General features: G+C 58.8%; 15 protein-coding genes. 9 read left to right on the forward strand and 6 right to left on the reverse strand.

Annotated features, from left to right (window positions below; genetic code table 11):
• Positions 1-123 precede the first annotated feature (123 nt).
• Positions 124-3,591, reverse strand: a complete 3,468-nt coding sequence (gene mfd / locus G5533_RS01625; RefSeq protein ID WP_441254426.1) for a transcription-repair coupling factor — start codon at positions 3,589-3,591, stop codon at positions 124-126.
• 56 nt (positions 3,592-3,647) lie between these two features.
• Positions 3,648-4,223 (reverse strand): hypothetical protein, encoded by a 576-nt coding sequence (locus tag G5533_RS01630; RefSeq protein ID WP_064336238.1) that lies wholly within the window; start codon positions 4,221-4,223, stop codon positions 3,648-3,650.
• A 76-nt stretch (positions 4,224-4,299) separates the two neighbouring features.
• On the opposite strand from G5533_RS01630, the gene G5533_RS01635 reads away from it, so the two are divergent.
• The 3 genes from G5533_RS01635 (at position 4,300) to lolE (ending at position 7,572) form a co-directional block, all read left to right on the forward strand.
• Complete coding sequence (locus G5533_RS01635) at positions 4,300-5,535, forward strand: lipoprotein-releasing ABC transporter permease subunit (protein ID WP_323928153.1); 1,236 nt, start codon at positions 4,300-4,302, stop codon at positions 5,533-5,535.
• A gap of 97 nt (positions 5,536-5,632) precedes the next feature.
• A complete protein-coding gene (gene lolD / locus G5533_RS01640; protein ID WP_005336988.1) occupies positions 5,633-6,331 on the forward strand; it encodes a lipoprotein-releasing ABC transporter ATP-binding protein LolD in 699 nt (232 codons plus the stop codon).
• Positions 6,331-7,572, forward strand: coding sequence for a lipoprotein-releasing ABC transporter permease subunit LolE (gene lolE, locus G5533_RS01645; RefSeq protein ID WP_421282544.1), 1,242 nt, complete (start codon positions 6,331-6,333; stop codon positions 7,570-7,572). Before lolD ends, lolE begins: the two co-directional genes overlap by 1 nt.
• Positions 7,573-7,659: 87 nt before the next feature.
• Here lolE and yfbR read toward each other — a convergent pair whose 3' ends face one another.
• Together yfbR and G5533_RS01655 are read right to left on the reverse strand one after the other, a co-directional pair.
• Complete coding sequence (gene yfbR, locus G5533_RS01650; RefSeq protein ID WP_167569878.1) at positions 7,660-8,250, reverse strand: 5'-deoxynucleotidase; 591 nt, start codon at positions 8,248-8,250, stop codon at positions 7,660-7,662.
• 92 nt (positions 8,251-8,342) lie between these two features.
• Entirely contained in the window at positions 8,343-8,777 is a 435-nt protein-coding gene (locus tag G5533_RS01655) for a YccF domain-containing protein (RefSeq protein ID WP_005336982.1), read from the reverse strand.
• 441 nt (positions 8,778-9,218) lie between these two features.
• On the opposite strand from G5533_RS01655, the gene tig reads away from it, so the two are divergent.
• The 6 genes from tig to ppiD all read left to right on the forward strand — a co-directional run bounded on the left by tig (position 9,219) and on the right by ppiD (position 17,657).
• Entirely contained in the window at positions 9,219-10,529 is a 1,311-nt protein-coding gene (gene tig / locus G5533_RS01660; protein WP_005345092.1) for a trigger factor, read from the forward strand.
• Positions 10,530-10,615: 86 nt separating this feature from the next.
• A complete protein-coding gene (gene clpP / locus G5533_RS01665; RefSeq protein WP_005336979.1) occupies positions 10,616-11,239 on the forward strand; it encodes an ATP-dependent Clp endopeptidase proteolytic subunit ClpP in 624 nt (207 codons plus the stop codon).
• 70 nt (positions 11,240-11,309) lie between these two features.
• Positions 11,310-12,584, forward strand: coding sequence for an ATP-dependent protease ATP-binding subunit ClpX (gene clpX, locus G5533_RS01670; protein ID WP_005336977.1), 1,275 nt, complete (start codon positions 11,310-11,312; stop codon positions 12,582-12,584).
• Between the two features lie 141 nt (positions 12,585-12,725).
• On the forward strand, positions 12,726-15,080 hold the full coding sequence (lon, locus tag G5533_RS01675; RefSeq protein WP_421204792.1) for an endopeptidase La: 2,355 nt from the start codon (positions 12,726-12,728) through the stop codon (positions 15,078-15,080).
• A 240-nt stretch (positions 15,081-15,320) separates the two neighbouring features.
• On the forward strand, positions 15,321-15,593 hold the full coding sequence (gene hupB, locus G5533_RS01680) for a nucleoid-associated protein HU-beta (protein ID WP_005315375.1): 273 nt from the start codon (positions 15,321-15,323) through the stop codon (positions 15,591-15,593).
• Between the two features lie 150 nt (positions 15,594-15,743).
• Complete coding sequence (gene ppiD / locus G5533_RS01685; RefSeq protein WP_202005989.1) at positions 15,744-17,657, forward strand: peptidylprolyl isomerase; 1,914 nt, start codon at positions 15,744-15,746, stop codon at positions 17,655-17,657.
• Between the two features lie 249 nt (positions 17,658-17,906).
• Here ppiD and G5533_RS01690 read toward each other — a convergent pair whose 3' ends face one another.
• On the reverse strand, positions 17,907-19,499 hold the full coding sequence (locus tag G5533_RS01690) for an ABC-F family ATPase (protein WP_058057478.1): 1,593 nt from the start codon (positions 19,497-19,499) through the stop codon (positions 17,907-17,909).
• Between the two features lie 167 nt (positions 19,500-19,666).
• On the reverse strand, positions 19,667-21,319 hold the full coding sequence (locus tag G5533_RS01695) for a cation acetate symporter (protein ID WP_441254427.1): 1,653 nt from the start codon (positions 21,317-21,319) through the stop codon (positions 19,667-19,669).
• Positions 21,320-21,321: the final 2 nt, after the last annotated feature.

A 21,321-nucleotide genomic window follows, 5' to 3' on the forward strand; every position in this document is an offset into this window, starting at 1 on the left:
TCCCACAAGGGGAGAAGGGAGACGCTAGTAGCCAGCCAACATAAGCAAAACGGGAGCCAATTTGGCTCCCGTTTTGCTTATGTTGGCATTCTCTTTCTGGCTCGCCGCCAGCGTTGCAGAGACTCACAGGCTGTTGCTGGCCAGATCAGCCAGCAAACCATCTACCAGTTTCAGGCGCATGGCGCGATCCTGGGTCGGCACCTGGAAGCGCAGCCGGGTCGGCCCGTCCATCTTGTAGACCCGTGGCTGGCTGGAGAGCAGTTTGACCAGATAGGCCGGATTGACCTTGGTCTCTTGCGTGAAGTCGAGATAGCCGCCGCGCTCGCTCATCTCCACCCGGCGAATGCCAAGGGCAGTGGCACGCTGACGGAAGGCAGCCAGCTCCAGCAGGGTTTTGGTCGCCTCCGGCAAGAGGCCGAAACGGTCGATCAGCTCCACTTTCAGCTCGCGCAGCTCCTGTTCGTCCGCCGCACTGGCAATCCGCTTGTACATGGAGAGGCGCATATTGACGTCCGGAATATAGTCATCCGGCAACAGCGCAGGCAGGCGCAGCTCCACCTCGGTGTGCTGGCTCATTAGTTGCTCCAGCGACGGCTCCTTGCCATTTTTCAGCGCCTCGACCGCCTGCTCCAGCATCTCCATATAGAGGGTGAAGCCGACCGATTCGATCTGACCGCTCTGATCGTCGCCGAGTAGTTCGCCTGCGCCACGGATCTCCAGATCGTGGGTCGCCAGCGCAAAGCCGGCACCGAGATCTTCCAGCGAGGCGATCGCCTCCAGCCGCTTGGCCGCATCCTTGGTCATCAGCTTGGGATGGGGAGTGAGCAGGTAGGCATAGGCCTGATGGTGGGAGCGGCCAACCCGACCCCGCAGCTGGTGCAGCTGGGCCAGACCCAGGTGATCCGCCCGATCCATGATGATGGTGTTGGCGCTTGGCACGTCGATGCCGGTCTCGATGATGGTGGTACAGACCAGCAGGTTGAAGCGCTGGTGGTAGAAGTCGGACATGATCCGCTCAAGGTCACGTTCGCGCATCTGGCCGTGGGCGATGCCGATGCGGGCCTCGGGTACCAGCTCCGCCAGATCGGCGGCGCACTTCTCGATGCTCTCCACGTCGTTGTGCAGGTAGTAGACCTGGCCGCCACGTTTGAGTTCACGCAGCACCGCCTCGCGCACCACCGCCGGTTCGTGCTGGCGCACGAAGGTCTTGATGGCGAGTCGCTTGGCGGGTGGAGTCGCGATGATGGAGAGATCCCGCATGCCGGACATCGCCATATTGAGGGTGCGCGGAATAGGGGTGGCGGTGAGAGTGAGGATATCCACATCGGCCCGCAGCGCCTTGATCTTCTCCTTCTGGCGCACCCCGAATCTGTGCTCCTCATCGACGATGAGCAGGCCCAGATCCTTGAAAGTGAGCTCGGAGCCGAGCAGCTTGTGGGTGCCGATGATGATATCCACCTTGCCTTCGGCCAGCTCTTTCATCACAGCGCTCTGCTCCTTGGCGGAGCGGAAGCGGCTCAGCACCTCGACCCGCACCGGCCAGTTGGCAAAGCGGTCGCGGAAGTTGTCGTAGTGCTGCTGGGCGAGCAGGGTGGTGGGCACCAGCACGGCAACCTGCTTGCCGCCGTGGACGGCCACAAACGCTGCCCGCATCGCCACTTCGGTCTTGCCGAAACCTACGTCGCCACACACCAGTCGGTCCATGCTCTTGGCCTGACACATATCCCCCAGCACCGCATTGATGGCGTTGAGCTGATCGTCGGTCTCCTCGAACGGGAAGCTGGCGGCAAACTGGCGATAGGCCTCTTTGTCGTGCTTGAAGGCAAACCCGGCGCGAGCGGCGCGATGAGCGTAGACATCCAGCAACTCGGCTGCCACGTCGCGCACCTTCTCCGCCGCCTTGCGCCGCGCCTTGCTCCAGGCCTCGCCGCCGAGTTTGTGGCTGGGCGGGTTATCAGAGCCGGTGTAGCGGCTGATAAGGTGCAAACTGGTGACCGGCACGAACAGCTTGTCGCCGCCGGCATATTCGAGGGTCAAAAACTCGGTGGGCAGACCACCGGCGTCGATGGTTTCCAGCCCCAGATAGCGGCCGACCCCGTGATCCAGATGGACCACCGGCTGACCCTGGGTCAGCTCGCCCAGGTTTCTGATCACCGCATCGGAGCTTAAGTTCTTGCTCTTCTCTCGCGCCCGCTTGCTGCGCACCTTGCCGCCCAGCAGCTCGGTTTCGGTGATCAGGGCCAGTGGATCCTGACCTGCCTCCTGCCACAGGAAGCCACGTTCAAGCGGTGCCACCAGCAGGCCGTGGCGATCCGGGCTCGCCATAAAGGCGCCGAGAGAGGGGAACTCCTTGGGCTGCAGTGAGATACGCGCCAGCAGATCGCCGAGTACCTCCCGCCGTCCTTCGGATTCCACCGCAAACAGGGTGCGCCCGGCAAAACCTTGCAGGAACTGGTTGAGCGCCAGCAGGGGTTGTTCCTTGCTGTGATCGAGTTGCAGATCCGGCAGCGCCGAGATAGGAAGATCGTGCTGACCTGCATCGCCCGCAGTAGCGGCCTCTTGCAGCCGCACCGCGCCATATTGGCCCAGAGAGGCAAAAAGCTGCTCCACCGGCAGATAGAGCTGGGCCGGTGGCAGTAGTGGGCGGGTGTTGTCCCAGCGTCTGTCTTCATAGCGCTGGCCGATGTCGTTCCAGAAGCGCTGGGCGGCGGGGTAGATGTCCCCCACCGTGAGCAGCAGGGTCTCTTCCGGCAGGTAGTCAAACAGGCTGGCGGTCTGGTTGAAGAAGAGCGGCAGATAATACTCGATGCCGGCGGGCCAGTGTCCCTTGCTCACCTCCTGATAGACGGAACCCTCGGCCCGCGACAGCTCGAATTGCTCGCGGAACTGGCCGCGAAACAGTTCGATGGCCGCCTCGTCGGTAGGGTATTCCCGGGCGGGCAGCAGGCTGACCGTCTTGACCGGTTCGCTGGAGCGCTGGGTTTCGGGATCGAATGGGCGGATGGAGTCTACTTCATCGTCGAAGAAGTCGATGCGATAGGGGCTGCTGCTGCCCATGGGGAAGAGATCGAGCAGGGAGCCGCGGGCGGCAAATTCGCCATGTTCCAACACCTGATCCACCGCCACGTAACCCGCCTCGGCCAAGCGGCCGCGCAACTGTTGCAGATTGAGGCGCTGACCGGCCTTCACCATCAGGCTGTATTTGTCGAGATAGATCCGGGGCGCACAGCGCAACATCAGGGTGGAGATGGGGACGATCAACACCCCCTTGCTCATCTGCGGCAGCTTGTAGAGAGTCTCGAGCCGCTGGGAGATGATGTCCTGATGGGGGGAGAAGGTGTCGTAGGGCAGGGTCTCCCAATCGGGGAACAGCAATACCGGCACGGACTGATCGGCTAGCTGCTTGTCTGTCAGCAAATACTGCAGCTCCTGCTCCAGGCGCAGGGCGCTCGGGGTATCGGCGGTGATAAGCAGTACCGGCCCCTTGGCTTCATTGGTGAGACGGGCTGCAATCAGCGAGAGGCTGCTGCCGACCAGTTGGCCGAGCGTGATCTTTTGGCCCGCTTTGGCGGGCAAGGCGGGGAGTGTCATTGGCATGGTTCGATTCTTTTAACGTTGACGTTATCTATCGCTGACGTTCGCTCTGGTTAGCGCTGACGCTCTTGGGCGCGCAGCTTGAGCTGCTTCGATTGCACGTGGAGGCTGGCACGAACCAGCAGTTCACGGTCATCTTCGCGGATCCGCACATAGTCGAGCTGCACATGGGTGCCATGTTCACCGCCGTCAAGCTGTTTGACCTGGCCATAGCAGTAGATGGCGGCCGCCTCTTCCCGCAGGAAGATCTTGAGGCGGACGATCTGGTGCAGGTGCGGCGCATCCCCGTGACCATGATAGGGGTGCAGGTAGGTGAGTTGACCAGCCCCGAAGCGCAGGGTGTGAAAGCGCTGCTCCGGATGGTCCTGCAGGGAGAGCACATAGCCCATGATCATGTCGATCTTGCGGGACTGCTGATTGACGATCTCGATCAGATCGTGCATCGACTCGTTCTGGTTGCGCAGCAGGCGAGTGGTCACCAGATCGATGGAGGTAATGGCCGAAGAGATCCGAAAGGGCTCCGGCAGCTCAGCGTCCAGCTCCTCCAGCGAGGGGAGATGGAAGTCGGCCGGCATGGGGATCACATTGACCGGCGTGGCATGAGTGACGCTGAAGAACTGTTCCTGCATGGAGGCTATCCCTTGTTGTCATGGACGGTTTCCCTTTATTATCCGGTATCTTATTTTGTTGGCAACGTACATATCCTTGAAGACCGGACTTTTTCAGCCCCTTTCGCTGGCCATCGGCCTGCGTTATGCAGGCTCGAAGCGCAGCAATCGCTTCGTCTCATTTATCTCCCTGTTCTCTACCTTTGGCATCGCCATCGGGGTCGCCGCCCTGATGGTGGTCATTTCGGTGATGAACGGTTTCGAAGGGCAGCTCAAAGGGCGCATCCTCGGGGTGATCCCCCATGTGGTGGTGACCAATCAGGCTGGCCGCATTGATGCCGACCCGCAAGGCTTGCCGGATCTGGCCAAATTACCCCATGTGGTCGCCTCGGCCCCCATGCTCGACAGCGAAGGGATGCTGCAAAGCCCTGGCCAACTGACCGGGGTGAGCGTGCAGGGGATCGACCCTGCTAAGTGGCCCAAGGATGACATCCTCCATAGCCAGATGCTGGGGGGACGCCTCGATACCCTGCTGGCCGGCCACTACCGCATCGTGCTGGGGCAGGGGGTGGCTCGTCGCCTCAATGTCTCCATCGGCGATCAGGTTCGCCTGATCCTGACCGAAGGGACCCGCTTCACCCCGTTTGGCCGGGTACCGGCCCAGCGCCTCTTTACCGTCTCCGGTATCTTCGGGGTCGGCGCCGATGTGGATAACCAGATTGCGCTGATCGCGCTGGGGGATGCCCAGCGGCTGCTGCGCCTGCCGCCAGAAACCGTCGGTGGCATTCGCCTCTGGCTCGATGATCCCTTTGCCGCTGACGAGGTGATCAAGACACCGTTGCCGGATGGGCTGCTGTGGCAGGATTGGCGCCGCGAGCGGGGCGAGCTGTTCCAGGCGGTCGCCATGGAAAAACGGATGATGGGGCTGATGCTGGTGCTGATCATCGCCGTTGCCACCTTTAACATCCTCTCCGCGCTGGTGATGGTGGTGACGGACAAGGAGGGCGAAGTGGCCATCCTGCGCACCATGGGCATGAGTGAATCAGGGATCGTCAAAATCTTCATGGTACTTGGCGCCTCCAGCGGGGTGATTGGCGCCCTGTTTGGCGGACTGGCGGGCCTGGCGCTCTCCTTGGGTCTCAACCCTCTACTCAATGCGGTGGGGCTCAACCTCTATATGGCGGCAGGCGGCAGTGGCCTGCCGGTGATTGTCGAGCCGGCTCAGGTCATCACCATCTTGCTGGGCGCCGTGCTGCTGAGTTTCAGTGCCACCCTCTATCCGGCGGCCCGCGCTGCGCGGGTGAAACCGGCCGAGGCGCTGCGTTATGAGTAATGCCGTGAATAATACATCTTCTGTTGTTACCTCCGGTGCGAGTACCGGCGTTGTTACTGGTGCCTCTGTGGTCACTGGCGTAAGTGGAGCCCCTGTTATGAATGAAGCCGTATCCCGTGAACCTCTGCTGCGCTGCCAGGCGCTCAATCATGTCTATAAAGAGGGGGAGCTGGAGACTCAGGTGCTCAAGGGGATCGATCTCTGCGTCGCGCCCGGTGAAATGCTGGCGGTGGTGGGGAGCTCGGGCTCCGGCAAGACCACTCTGCTGCATCTGATGGGGGCGCTGGACAACCCCTCCAGTGGCGCTGTGCTGTTCAAGGGGGAGGATATTCACCATTGGGACAGCCGTACCCAAGCCCGTTTTCGCAACCGCGAGCTGGGCTTTGTCTACCAGTTCCACCACCTGCTCTCCGAGTTCAGTGCGCTGGAAAATGCGGCCATGCCGCTGCTGATCGCCGGTGAGTCGGTGGCGGTTGCCACCGAAAAGGCAACCAAGATGCTGGGGCGGGTGGGGCTCTCCCATCGCTTGAATCACCGTCCCTCCGAGCTTTCTGGTGGCGAACGTCAACGTGTGGCGATCGCCCGGGCGCTGGTCAACGAACCGAGTCTGGTATTGGCGGACGAACCCACCGGCAATCTGGATCACGCCAGTGCCACCGCGGTGTACGAACTGCTGTGTGAACTGAATCGTGAACTGGGCACTGCGTTTGTGGTGGTGACTCACGACTTGAGCCTCGCGGCCAAGCTCCATCGCCGGGTGACCCTGGTGAGCGGCGTGATGGCGGAGGTTGCCTGATGTTCAAACCGCTGCCCCTCTTTCTGGGCCTGCGTTACAGCCGCTCCCGCCGTCGCAACGGGTTTATCGCCTTTATTTCTGCCTCTTCCCTGATCGGTATCGCCCTCGGGGTGATGGCGTTGATCCTGGGCCTCTCTGCCATGAACGGTTTCGAGCGGGAGCTTAAAGATCGGGTGCTCTCGGTCGTGCCGCAAGGTGAGCTGGACGCCGTCGAGCGGCCGCTGCCGGATTGGTCACGTCTGCGCGACTACCTGCTGGCTCAGCCGGGCGTTGAGGCGGCAGCGCCGGTCATTCGCCTCAATGGTCTGCTGGAGCATGGCTCTGCCCTCAAGGGGGTGCAACTGCGCGCCGTGCTGCCGGAGCTGGAAGCCAATCTGTCGGATGCCGGCAAATACATGACGGGCCGTGGTCTGCGTGAGCTGCAACCGGGTGAACGTGGGGTGATCCTTGGCAAGACCATCGCCGACAAGCTGGGGGTCAAGGTGGGGGATTCGGTCGCTCTGCTGCTGCCGCAAGGGGGCGATCAGGCGGGGATCAAGAATCCCCGGCGCGAAGCCCTGACCGTGGTGGGGCTGCTGGAGATCGGCGGTCAGCTCGACGGTCTGCTCGGCTTTATGCATCTGGCCGATGCGCAAGCGATCACCGGCATGGGCAGCGATGTGGAGGGCTTCAGCCTGCGGGTGAGCGATGTGCTCAAGGCGCAATCCATCACCGTAGCCGCCGCGCAGCAGTTCCCCCATCACGTCTATATCCGCAGCTGGATGAACAGCCAGGGCTACCTCTATCAGGACATCCAGATGGTGCGTACCGTCATGTATGTGGTGATGCTGATGGTGGTGGCCGTCGCCTGTTTCAACATCGTCTCCACCCTGGTGATGGCGGTGAACGAGAAGCGCAGCGAAATCGCCATCCTGAAAACCATGGGGGCGAGCCCTGGCCAGATCCGGCTCACCTTCGTCATTCAGGGGATGGTCAACGGCGTGGCCGGAGCCCTGCTCGGCGCCCTGCTGGGCGGGCTGCTTTCGAGCAAGCTGACTCAGATCCTGGGTGTCATCGAGAAGCTTATTGGCCACCGCTTCCTCAATCCGGATATCTACTTTATCGACTTTTTGCCGACCGAGTTGCATATGCAGGATCTGCTCATCGTGACGGGCGCCGCCATCCTGATGAGCTTGGTGGCGACCCTCTATCCCGCCTGGCGTGCGAGCGGTCTGGTACCCTCCCGCGAGCTGGGTCACTGATGCGCTGCATCTAATGCGCCATAAATAACGAAGGGCCCGTCGGTGAAAACCGGCGGGCCCTTCTGTTTTCAGGTCGCGTGGACTGGCTTAGTGAGCGTTAAGCTCATCGAGCGGCAGAGAGAAGCTGGCCACAAAGGTGTCGATAAAGTAGCGCATCTCCTCGCTCATCCGGGCTGCCAGCATGGCTTCAAGGCGCTTGCGAGCCGGTTCGAACTCCCGGTTGCCCGCGTTGATCTCCTCCAGACACTTGGTATAGGCGCAGAGGGTGTCGGCATCCTTGACCAGTCTGGCCAGCTCGTCATCCTGGGCTGCCGAATCGAGCAGGGGGCGAAAGTCATCGATCAGTTCTGGCGGCAGCATGTCAAGCAGACGCTGTTCGGCGGCCAGTTCTATCTTCTTGTACTCGCGGGCAATTTCGGGGTTGAAGTATTTGACCGGGGTAGGCAGATCGCCGGTCAGCACTTCACTGCTGTCGTGGTAGAGGGCCATCACGGCGGCGCGGTCGGCATTCACGCTGCCGCCAAACAGTCGATTTTTGATGATGCCGAGGGCATGGGCCACCATGGCCACTTGCAGGCTGTGCTCGGCGATGTTTTCCGGCTGGATGTTGCGCATCAGGGGCCAGCGGTAGATGAGTTTCATGCGGGCGAGATTGGCGAAAAAATGGCTGGGTAACATGATGGCCTCAACAAAAGAGAATAGAAAAGGGCAGACCCTAGTCTGCCCTTTTTTTCGTTGCAGGGCAGCGTCTGCCCGCGCATTTCCCGCAGTTAGCGGATATAGCGGCCCGATTCCGCCTCCTGGTTGGTCACAATCATCTGGCCGATAGGCGCCAGACTGATGAGTGCCAACTTGAGGTGCTGGATACCGAACGGAATACCGATAATGGTCACGAAGCAGGCCAGCGCGGAAGCGATGTGGCCGATGGCGAGCCAGACACCGATCAGCACGAACCAGAGGATATTGCCAATCAGCCCCAGAGTGCCGGTGCCGATATCGCTCTGGCCAGTCATGGTCTTGCGATTGACGGCCTGCTTGCCAAACGGGAAGAAGGTAAAGGTGCCGATCACGAAGCAGGCACGTCCCCAGGGGATGCCGACCAGCGAGATAAAGCAGACAAGACCGGCCAGCCACCAGGCCAGGCCCATAAAGACACCTCCCAGTACAAACCAGAGCAGATTGAACAAGAAGCGGAAAAAGGCCATGTGAGTGACTCCAGATCATCAATTTGGTTGCCACCATAACGAGGGAGGGGTAGGGACGCAATGGTTGATTGGCCCAATCGCCATTTGGCTGGACAAATTGAGTCGCCGCCCGCAACGGTGGGCTGTTTTTCGGTGAAAAATGGGCAATAAAGCGGCGTTCGGATGAAAAAAGGTGAACAAACGCAAAATTATTGCCATCGGATAGTTGAAGTCGGGCACCTCTCTCCCCATATAAAGGGCAGTTTTGCACGAATTGTGCTTGCACGCCGCTCAATGTGGGGGATGTGTGGCTCGACTCGACCAAAGTGCGCCGCTATAATGCCGCGTCATATTTTCTCATCACAAAGACATATCGTTGTCTTTATAAACAGGAAGACTCCGGGCTTTGCCCAGGGGCAATAAAGGGTCAGCACACAGTGCTGAGTTGAACGAGGTAGAAGAATGCAAGTTTCTGTAGAGACAACCCAGGGTCTGGAACGCCGTCTTACCATCACTGTACCGGCTGCTACCGTAGACGCCGCTGTGCGTAAAGAATTGAATGGCCTGGCCAAAACTCGTCGCATCGACGGTTTCCGTCCTGGCAAGGCTCCGGTTGCCATCATCAAGAAGATGTTCGGCGCCATGGCTCACGCCCGCGTTGCTGATGAAATGATGCAGAGCAACTTCATCAAAGCCATCATCGAAAACAAACTGAGCCCGGCCGGTGCCCCGACCATGGATCCGAAAGAGATCAAAGAAGGTCAGGATTTCGAGTTCACCGCCACTTTCGAAGTGTACCCGGAGTTCGAAGTTGCAGGTCTCGAGACCATCAAGGTCGAGAAGCCGGTTGCGACCGTGAAGGATGAAGATCTGGCCAACATGATCGACACCCTGCGCAAGCAGCACGCTACCTGGGCTGATGCCGATGTTGCCGCTGCCAATGGCATGCGTGTGACCATGGACTTCGTCGGTTCCATCGACGGTGAAGAGTTCGACGGCGGCAAAGCTGAAGGCTTCAACCTGGTGCTGGGCGCTGGCCGCATGATCCCGGGCTTTGAAGACGCCATCCTGGGCAAGAAAGCGGGCGACGAGTTCACCATTGAAGTGACCTTCCCGGCTGACTACCACGCTGAAAACCTGAAAGGCAAAGAAGCCAAGTTCGCTTCCAAGCTGATCAAGGTTGAAGAGCAGATCCTGCCTGAGCTGACCGAAGAGTTCGTCAAGCGTTTCGGTATCGAGAGCGGTTCTGTTGAAGAGCTGAAAGCCGAAGTGCGCAAGAACATGGAGCGCGAACTGGCTCAAGCCCTGAAAAACAGCGTGAAAGAGCAGGTTCTGAACGGTCTGGTTGAAGCCAACCAAATCGACCTGCCGAAAGCAGCTGTTGCTCAAGAGATCGATGCTCTGCGTCAGCAGGCTCTGCAGCGCTTCGGTGGTTTCCAGGGCGGTAACGCTCCCGAGCTGCCGGCTGAACTGTTCCAGGCTCAAGCCGAGCGTCGTGTACGCGTAGGCCTGCTGCTGGGAGACGTGATCCGCACCAACGAGATCAAGGCTGACGATGCCCGTGTAAACAGCATCATCGAGTCCATGGCGACTGCCTACGAAGATCCGAAGGAAGTGATCGAGTACTATCAGAAGAACGAACAGATGCTGAACGGCGTTCGTAACCTGGCAGTAGAAGATCAAGCCATCGACCTGATCCTGTCCAAAGCGCAAGTGACCGAAAAAGAAGTTGCCTTTGACGAAGTGATCAACAAGTCTGGCGCCGCTGCCTAAGAACATTTGACTTAAGGTCAAGACTGTTAAGTATAATGGCTCGTGTGAACTCCACTCGGGCCATTTTATTTTAGGGACAATGCCTTATGTACAAGAACTATAACGATATGACCGATTCTCCCAGCAATGCGCTGGTCCCCATCGTGGTCGAACAGACTGCCAAGGGTGAACGTTCCTACGATATTTACTCCCGTCTGCTGAAAGAGCGGGTGATCTTCCTGACTGGTCAGGTTGAAGATCACATGGCTAATCTGGTGGTTGCCCAGCTGCTGTTCCTCGAGTCCGAGAATCCGGACAAGGACATCTATATCTACATCAACTCGCCGGGTGGTTCGGTGACTGCGGGCATGTCCATCTACGACACCATGCAGTTCATCAAGCCGGATGTCAGCACCGTCTGCATGGGGCAGGCCTGCTCCATGGGTGCCTTCCTGCTGGCCGGTGGCGCCAAGGGCAAGCGTTTCTGCCTGCCTAATGCCCGTGTGATGATCCACCAGCCGCTGGGTGGCTTCCAGGGTCAGGCATCTGATATCCAGATCCACGCCCAGGAGATCCTGAAGATTAAAAATACCCTGAACGAGCGCCTGGCGTTCCACACCGGTCAGGACATGGCTACCATCGAGCGTGACACCGATCGTGACAACTTCATGTCCGCCGAGCAGGCCGTGGCCTATGGTCTGGTAGACGGTGTCCTGAGCCAGCGTAGCTGAGCAGGGTGTCCCGGTCTGTTGTAAACTCAACAGGCCGATCCATCCTCTATTGATAAAACGAGGTTGCTGAATGACAGAGAAACGCAAGGGTGAGGGTGATAAGCTGCTCTACTGCTCTTTTTGCGGCAAAAGCCAGCATGAAGTGCGCAAGCTGATCGCTGGCCCTTCCGTCTACATATGTGATGAGTGCGTCGAGCTGTGCAACGACATCATCCGCGAAGAGATCCGCGAGATCTCGCCCAAGCGCGATGGTAACGAGCTGCCGACCCCTCATCAGATCCGCGCTCATCTCGATGACTATGTGATCGGGCAGGAGTACGCCAAGAAGGTGTTGGCCGTTGCCGTCTACAACCACTACAAGCGTCTGCGCAACAGCGGCGAAAACAGTGGTGTGGAGCTCGGCAAATCCAACATCCTGCTGATTGGCCCGACCGGTAGCGGTAAAACCCTGCTGGCCGAGACTCTGGCTCGTCTGCTGGATGTGCCGTTCACCATGGCCGATGCGACCACCCTGACCGAAGCCGGTTATGTGGGCGAGGACGTGGAGAACATCATCCAGAAGCTGCTGCAAAAGTGCGACTACGACGTAGAGAAAGCCCAGCGTGGCATCGTCTATATCGACGAGATCGACAAGATCTCCCGCAAGTCGGACAACCCCTCCATCACCCGCGATGTCTCCGGGGAAGGGGTACAGCAGGCACTGCTCAAGCTGATCGAAGGGACCATCGCTTCCGTGCCGCCGCAAGGTGGTCGCAAGCATCCGCAGCAGGAGTTCTTGCAGGTTGATACCTCCAAGATCCTCTTCATCTGTGGCGGTGCCTTTGCCGGTCTGGACAAGGTGATCGAGCAGCGTTCCGTGAAGGGAACCGGTATCGGTTTTGGCGCCGAGGTGAAATCCAAGGATGCCAAGGCCACCCTGAGCGAGACCTTCGCCAAGGTAGAGCCGGAAGATCTGATCAAGTATGGTCTCATCCCCGAGTTCATCGGCCGTTTGCCGGTGGTCGCGACCCTGACCGAGCTGGACGAGTCAGCCCTTATCCAGATCCTGAAAGAGCCGAAAAACGCGCTGACCAAACAGTACGCTGCGTTGTTCGACCTGGAAGGGGTCGAGCTGGAGTTCCGTGACGACGCACTCAACGCCATTGCTCGCAAGGCGATGGAGCGTAAAACCGGTGCTCGTGGTCTGCGTTCCATCGTGGAAGCCGTGCTGCTGGATACCATGTATGACCTGCCTTCTCTGGAAGGGGTCAGCAAGGTGGTGATCGACGAGACCGTGATCAAAGGGGACTCCGCGCCCTTGATGATCTACGAAAATCCCGAAACCCAGGCTGCTGCATCAGAGTAAATGTCTGATTTTTAATCGAATGGAAGGGGCTTTTTGCCCCTTTCATGCTTTTTGCGGTTTCGGCGATTGAATCTCATCTCCGCGCCCCCATATACTCAGCCAAGCGCTTTGCCAACGGTATAACAAGCCGAGAGGACATATATGAACCTAGAGCGTTCAGAACGCATCGAGATTCCCGTCCTGCCTCTTCGTGACGTGGTGGTTTATCCCCACATGGTCATTCCACTCTTTGTGGGGCGGGAAAAATCCATTCGCTGTCTGGAAGCGGCCATGGAGCAGGACAAGAAAGTTCTGCTGGTGGCCCAGAAGGATGCGTCAACCGATGAGCCGACTGTGGAGGAGATCTTCACCGTCGGGACAGTGGCCAATATTCTGCAGATGCTCAAGCTGCCGGACGGCACCGTCAAGGTGCTGGTAGAGGGGGGACAGCGTGCCCGCCTGGAGCGGATGATCGACGACAAGGATTTCTTTGTCTGCGAGGCCCAATACATCCCCTCCCAAGCCATTGAGGAGAAGGATCAGGAAGTGCTGGTTCGCTCCGCCATCGGCCAGTTTGAAGGCTATATCAAGCTCAACAAGAAGATCCCGCCCGAGGTACTGACCTCGATCTCGGCGATCGACGATGCTGCGCGTCTGGCAGATACCATGGCGGCCCACATGCCGCTCAAGCTGGAAGACAAGCAGAAGGTGCTGGAGATCGTCTCGGTTTCCGAGCGCATCGAATTCCTGATGGCGATGATGGAGTCGGAAATTGACCTGCTGCAGGTCGAGAAGCGCATCCGTACTCGCGTCAAGAAGCAGATGGAAAAGAGTCAGCGCGAGTATTACCTCAACGAGCAGATGAAGGCCATCCAGAAAGAGCTGGGTGAGCTGGAAGATAGCCCGGATGAGTTTGAAGCCCTCAATCGCAAGATTGAAGAGGCTGGCATGCCGGAAGATGCCCGTGAAAAGGCCCAGGCCGAGCTTTCCAAGTTGAAGATGATGTCTCCCATGTCCGCCGAGGCTACCGTGGTGCGCAGCTATGTGGACTGGATGGTACAGGTGCCGTGGAAGGCGCGATCCAAGGTCAAGAAAGACCTTGGCAAGGCGCAAGAGGTGCTGGATGCCGATCACTATGGCCTCGAGAAGGTCAAGGATCGCATCCTCGAATATCTGGCGGTACAGGCACGGGTTAACAAGCTCAAGGGCCCTATCCTCTGTCTGGTTGGGCCTCCCGGTGTGGGCAAGACCTCGTTGGGCCAATCCATCGCCAAGGCGACAGGCCGCAAATATGTGCGGATGGCTCTGGGTGGGGTGCGTGACGAAGCGGAGATCCGCGGTCACCGCCGTACTTATATCGGTTCCATGCCCGGCAAACTCATCCAGAAGATGGCGAAAGTCGGCGTGAAGAACCCGCTGTTCCTGCTCGACGAGATCGACAAGATGAGCTCGGACATGCGCGGCGATCCCGCATCCGCCTTGCTGGAAGTGCTGGATCCGGAGCAGAACAACAGCTTCAACGATCACTATCTGGAAGTGGATTATGACCTGTCGGACGTTATGTTCGTGGCTACCTCCAACTCCATGAACATCCCGGGCCCCTTGCTGGACCGGATGGAGGTGATCCGTCTCTCCGGTTACACCGAAGATGAGAAGCTCAACATTGCCAAGCAGCATCTGGTTGCCAAGCAGATCCAGCGCAACGGCCTGAAAGAGTCCGAGATCACCATCGAGGATTCTGCTTTGGTCGGGGTGATCCGTTACTACACCCGCGAGGCGGGGGTTCGTGGTCTGGAGCGCGAGATCTCCAAGATTTGTCGCAAAGCGGTCAAGCGCATCCTGCTGGACAAGAGCATCAAGCATGTTCAGGTCAATCAGGCCAACCTCAAGGAGTTCCTCGGGGTACAGCGTTTCGATTACGGCAAAGCCACCGACCAGAACCAGATTGGTCAGGTATGTGGTCTGGCGTGGACCGAAGTGGGGGGCGATCTGCTTACCATCGAGACCACCAACATGCCGGGCAAAGGCAAGCTCACTTATACCGGTTCTCTCGGTGAAGTGATGCAGGAGTCCATTCAGGCGGCCATGACGGTGGTGCGTACCCGTGCCGAGAAGTTGCGGATCAATGCTGACTTCTACGAGAAGCGCGATATCCACGTGCACGTACCGGAAGGGGCCACCCCCAAAGATGGTCCGAGCGCCGGTATCGCCATGTGTACTGCCCTGGTCTCCAGCTTGACCGGTAATCCGGTTCGTGCTGATGTGGCGATGACAGGGGAGATCACCTTGCGCGGCGAAGTGCTGCCCATCGGCGGTCTCAAGGAGAAGTTGCTGGCAGCCCATCGTGGCGGCATCAAGCGAGTGCTTATTCCGAAAGAGAACGAGCGTGACCTTGAGGAGATCCCGGCAAACGTCAAACAAGACCTTGAAATTTATCCGGTTCGCTGGATTGACGAGGTGCTGGAATTGGCGTTGCAGGACAATCCGCAGGGGTTTGAGCGCGTTTCTGTCGTGTAAATGTTGATGCGCCGCAAATTTGGCGCATTCGACGGGTGGTTAAGGCTTGCATGCGCCCGATAACGGAAGTAGCCTTGACCACCGATCGGGTACTCGTGATGAGTCGCAATGCGTTGTGTGGCGCGGGTTTGCGCCAGATTGTCACTTGCAACTGATCAGGAGGCTTGCTATAAAACCTCCACTTGTTGTGGCCAGGGAAATCAGCGCCGCAGCGGTGTTCGATAAAAGGGGAATATAAGAGTGAATAAATCTCAACTGATTGACAAGATTGCAGACGGTGCCGATATCTCCAAAGCTGCCGCTGGCCGTGCGTTGGATGCCTTCATTGATGCTGTTGGTGAAGCGCTGAAAGAGGGTGACCAGGTTGCTCTGGTTGGTTTCGGTACTTTCGCTGTACGCGAGCGTGCTGCCCGTTCAGGCCGTAACCCGCAGACTGGCGCGACCATCGAAATCGCTGCTGGTAAAGTTCCTGCCTTCAAAGCCGGTAAGGCCCTGAAAGACGCTGTTAACTAAGTCGGTCGCTGATATCCGTCGGCTACCGTCCTTGGTCGCAGACCAGACAAGTTAGAGAGTCTTCTCTCATACTGATTGACCAAGGCGCATCGCAATCGGTGCGCCTTTTTATTGTTTACGCCCATCGAGTTCGGGAGCATAAGTACAAACATGATGTTGGATAAACTACGCGAAGGGGCGCAGGGCAAGGTAGCCAAGGTTATCTTGGGCCTGATCATCCTCTCCTTTGCCTTGGCTGGTGTAGGTAGTTACCTGAACGGCCCGGCCCGTACCGCCCCCGCCACTGTCAACGGCACAGAAATCAGTGCAACCGCACTGGAAAATGCCTACCGTAACGAGCGCGCCCGCATGGAATCCCAGATGGGAGAGGCATTCAGCCAGCTGGCCGCGAACCCCGATTACATGAAACAGTTCCGCCGCGGTGTGCTGGATCGCCTGATCGATCAGGCGCTGCTGGACAGCAAGGCCCGTGAACTGGGTCTGCGCGTCAGCGATGAGCAGATCAAGCAAGCCATCGTGGCCATGCCGGAATTTGCCGAGAACGGCAAGTTCAACAATGACCGTTATCTGCAGCTGATCCGTCGTGCCGGCATGACTCCCGAAATGTTCCGTGACTCCCTGCGTCAGGACATGGTGCGTCAACAGTTGATGAGCGCCCTGCTGGGCACCGAATTCTCCCTCAAGGGCGAAGCGGAGCAGCTCGACAAGCTCTACAACCAGACTCGCGATCTGCGTCTGGTGCGTCTGGCTGCCGCCAACTACATGGCTGACGTTCAGGTCTCCGACAACGAGCTCGAGCAGTACTACAAGACCAATGGCGCCCGTTTCATGAACGACGAGCAGGTCAAGGTCGACTATCTGCTGCTGGACGCTGCCAACCTCGCCAAGGATATCAAGGTCACCGAGCAGGATGCCCAGGATTACTACGATCAGCACCAGGATCTGTTCCAGCGTGCCGAGCGTCGCCACGTGGCTCACATCCTGATCCCGTTTGGCAAGGATGAGAAAGCGGCCGAGCAGAAAGCAGAAGCCGTGCTGGCCAAAGCCAAGGCGGGCGATGATTTCGCTGCGCTGGCCAAGGCTGACTCTTCCGATACCTTCTCTGCCAAAAAAGGCGGCGAGCTGGACTGGTTCGAGAAAGGGGTGATGGATCCGGCCTTCGAGAAAGCCGCGTTCGCCCTGAACAAGGCTGGCGATCTCTCCGGCGTGGTGAAGAGCCCGTTCGGTTTCCACATCATCAAGCTGCTGGGGGTTGAAGCAGCCCAGACCAAGCCGTTTGCCGATGTGAAAGAAGAGACCATCACTCGTCTGCAAGCTGACAAGGCCAAGGAGAAGTTCTTCGCCGAGCAGCAGAAGATGGCTGACAACAGCTTCGAAAACCCGGACTCGCTGGATCTGACCGCTGACGCCATGGGAATGAAGGTTCAATCTTCCGATTTCTTCACCCAGGCGACTGCTCCGGCTCCGCTGAACGATCCCAAGGTACTCTCTGTTGCGTTCTCCGAACAGCTGCGCGATGACAACACAAACTCCGACGTGATCGAGCTGGCTGACGGCAAGGCGCTGGTGCTGCACATCACTGGTCACAAGCCCAAAGCGGTCAAGCCGCTGGCCGAGGTGAAAGAGCAGGTGATTGCCGCCATCAAGCATGACAAGGCTAGCGAAGTGGCCCGTGGCAAGGCCCAGGGTCTGCTGGACAAGCTGAAAGTCGGTGAGAGCATCACCGCCGATCTGACTGCACTCGGTCTGAAAGTGGAGACCCACAAAGGGGTTGCCCGTTTCGATCGCGAGCTGGATCAGAACCTGATTGCCCAGGCGTTCACGCTGCCCCATCCGATCGACGGCAAGCCGAGCGTTGCTCTGGTTGCCGAGACCAATGGTGACCGCGTTGTAGTTGCGCTGGACAAGGTCAACGTACCTGCCGCCGCATCCGGCATGGCCGCCATGCTGCAAGCTCAGCTGGGTCAGGGCAAAGCCCAAGTGGATTACAAGTCTCTGATCGACGAGCTGCGCAAAGCAGCCAAGATCGAGTACTTCACCAGTGTGGAAGCGACCGTCGAGTAATCGGCACTGCGCAACCCATTGAAAACGGCTCCGTGATGGAGCCGTTTTTTTATCTGTGGGCAAGAGGGGGGATATTCAAGCTCTGCTCTCTGCTCTCTGCTCTCTGCTCTCTGCTCTCTGCTCTCTGCCCTCTGCTCTGTGGCGTGTAGTCACACCACTGCTATACGCCATCTCAGTCGTCTAAATACGGAATATAAAAAAACCGGCACGTGTGTGCCGGTTTTTCATTGCGAGCTTGCAAGGCGGGGGTTACACCACGCCCTGGGTGCGCAGGTAATCCTCGTAGGTGCCGCCGAAGTCGCGGATACCATCTTCAGTCAGCTCCAGGATGCGGGTCGCCAGAGAGGAGACGAATTCGCGGTCGTGGGAGACGAAGATCAGGGTCCCCTGGTAGAGCTCCAGCGCCATGTTCAAGGATTCGATGGATTCCATGTCCAGGTGGTTGGTCGGCTCATCCATGATCAGGATGTTGGGGCGCTGCATCATCAGCTTGCCGAACAGCATGCGACCCTGTTCACCACCGGAGAGCACCTTGACCGGCTTCTTGATGTCGTCCTGAGAGAACAGCAGACGGCCCAGTATGGAGCGTACAGCCTGCTCGTCTTCGTTCTCCTGTTTCCACTGGGCCATCCAGTCGAACACGTTGAGATCGGTGTCGAAGTCTTCGGCGTGATCCTGAGCGTAGTAACCGATCTGGGCGTTCTCGGACCACTTGATGGTGCCGGTATCCGGAGCCAGTGCGCCGACCAGGGTCTTGATCAGAGTCGATTTACCGATACCGTTGGTACCCAGAATGGCGACCTTCTCGCCCACTTCCATCATCATGTTGAGGCCCTTGAACAGGGGACCGTCGCCATAACCCTTGGATACACCTTCCACTTCCAGGATGTTGCGATAGAGCTTTTTGTCCTGCTCGAAGCGGATGAAGGGGTTCTGGCGGCTGGAGACCTTGACGTCCTCAATCTTGATCTTGTCGATCTGCTTGAGACGGGAGGTCGCCTGACGGGACTTGGAGGCGTTGGCGCTGAAACGGGAGACGAAGGATTGCAGATCGGCGATCTGGGCCTTCTTCTTGGCGTTGTCGGCCAGCAGACGCTCGCGCGCCTGGGTGGCGGCCAGCATGTAGTCGTCGTAGTTGCCCGGGTAAACGCGCAGCTCGCCGTAGTCCAGATCCGCCATGTGGGTACAGACGGAGTTCAGGAAGTGACGGTCGTGAGAGATGATGATCATGGTGCTTTCACGATCGTTGAGCACCTGCTCCAGCCAGCGAATGGTGTTGATATCCAGGTTGTTGGTCGGTTCGTCCAGCAGCAGGATATCGGGGTTGGAGAACAGCGCCTGTGCCAGCAGCACCCGCAGTTTCCAGCCCGGCGCCACTTCGCTCATCGGGCCGTTGTGCTGCTCGAGCGGAATGCCGACACCCAGCAGCAGCTCGCCTGCGCGCGCTTCGGCGGTGTAGCCGTCATACTCGGCAACCAGACCTTCCAGCTCGGCGGCCTTCATATAGTCTTCGTCGGTGGCTTCGAGGTTGGCGTAGATGGCATCGCGCTCGGCGATAGCCGCCCACAGCTCGGTGTGACCCATCATGACCACGTCCAGTACGCGCATATCTTCGTAGGCGAACTGATCCTGACGCAGCTTACCGATGCGCTCGTTGACATCCAGGCTCACATTACCGCCAGTGGGCTCCAGATCACCACCGAGGATCTTCATAAAGGTGGACTTGCCACAGCCGTTGGCGCCGATAAGGCCATAGCGGTTGCCGCCGCCAAACTTGACGTTGATGTTCTCAAACAGCGGCTTGGCGCCGAACTGCATGGTGATGTTGTTGCTGCTTAACAAGGTATGTGTCCCGATTGGTCTGTCAAATGGCGCGCATTATGGCACAGATCCCCCGAAAGTTTTAGCGAGAAGTGTGATCTTGATCGGGGCAAGCGGGGCGTGCAGCCGATTGATGGGCAATAAAAAAAGCCGGCGCGAAGCCGGCTTGGAAGGATGAACTTGATCTGTTAGTGGGAGGTGGCGCCAGAGGCACCCAGCCCAGTTTGGGAGCGAACGAACTGCGGCAGGAACTTGGCATGCTCGTCGGCGGCGTTCTGGGAGCTGTCGGTGATGGAGAAGAACCAGATCCCGATGAAGGCCAAACCCATGGAGAAGAGGGCAGGGTATTCGTAGGGGAAGATAGCCTGGGCATGGCCCAGTACTTTCACCCACACGGTCGGGCCCAGGATCATCAGGGTCACTGCGCTCACCAGCCCCAGCCAGCCACCATAGACGGCGCCACGGGTGGTCAGGCGTGACCAGAACATGGAGAGGAACAGCACCGGGAAGTTGCAGCTGGCGGCGATGGAGAAGGCCAGACCGACCATGAAGGCGATGTTCTGCTTCTCGAACAGGATCCCCAGACCAATGGCAACCACACCCAGCACCAGAGTCGTCATCTTGGAGACACGCAGTTCATCGCTCTCGTTGGCCTTGCCCTTCTTCAGCACACTGGCATAGAGGTCATGGGAGACCGCAGAGGCTCCGGCCAGGGTCAATCCGGCAACTACCGCCAGAATGGTGGCAAATGCCACGGCGGAGATGAAGCCGAGGAACAGGCTGCCACCGACCGCATTGGCCAGATGGACTGCCGCCATGTTGGTGCCGCCCAGCAGGGCGCCGGTGGCGTCCTTGAAGGCCGGGTTGGTGCTCACCAGCAAGATGGCGCCAAAGCCGATGATAAAAGTGAGGATGTAGAAGTAGCCGATAAAGCCGGTGGCGTAGAACACAGATTTACGCGCTTCCTTGGCATCGCTCACGGTGAAGAAACGCATCAGGATATGTGGCAGACCGGCGGTACCGAACATCAATGCCAGCCCGAGCGAGATGGCGGAGATGGGGTCAGCAACCAGGCCACCCGGGCTCATGATGGCGATCCCTTTCTCGTGCACCTTGACCGCTTCGCTAAACAGGGCACCGATATCGAAGTTGACCGATTTCATGACCATGATGGCCATGAAGCTGGCACCGGAGAGCAGCATCACTGCCTTGATGATCTGCACCCAGGTAGTGGCCAGCATGCCGCCAAACAGCACGTAGAGCACCATCAGGATACCGACCAGCACCACGGCCACATGGTATTGCAGGCCAAACAGCAGCTCGATCAGCTTGCCGGCTCCGACCATCTGGGCGATCAGGTAGAGGGCGACCACCACCAGCGAACCACAGGCTGAGAGGGTACGCACTTCAGTCTGCTTGAGACGATAGGAGGCGACATCGGCAAAGGTATATTTGCCGAGGTTGCGCAGCCGCTCGGCGATCAGGAACAGAATGATGGGCCAGCCCACCAGAAAGCCGATGGAGTAGATGAGGCCGTCATAGCCGGAGGTGTAGACCAGCGCGGAGATCCCGAGGAAGGAGGCGGCGGACATATAGTCACCGGCGATGGCCAGACCGTTCTGGAAGCCGGTGATACGGCCACCGGCCGCATAGTAGTCGGAAGCCGAGCGGTTGCGCTTGGAGGCCCAGTAGGTGATGAACAGGGTCGCGGCCACAAAGACCACGAACATCACGATGGCCGACACATTGAGGGGTTGGCGTTGTACTTCGCCGGTCAGCGCATCCGCTGCCAGCAGGGGGGAGGAGGCCAGTGAGGCCAACAGCAGCCACTTGCCTTTCATGC

Origin of the sequence: Aeromonas sp. A600620, from assembly GCF_029479985.1 — a bacterium.
Taxonomy (GTDB): domain Bacteria; phylum Pseudomonadota; class Gammaproteobacteria; order Enterobacterales; family Aeromonadaceae; genus Aeromonas; species Aeromonas veronii_A.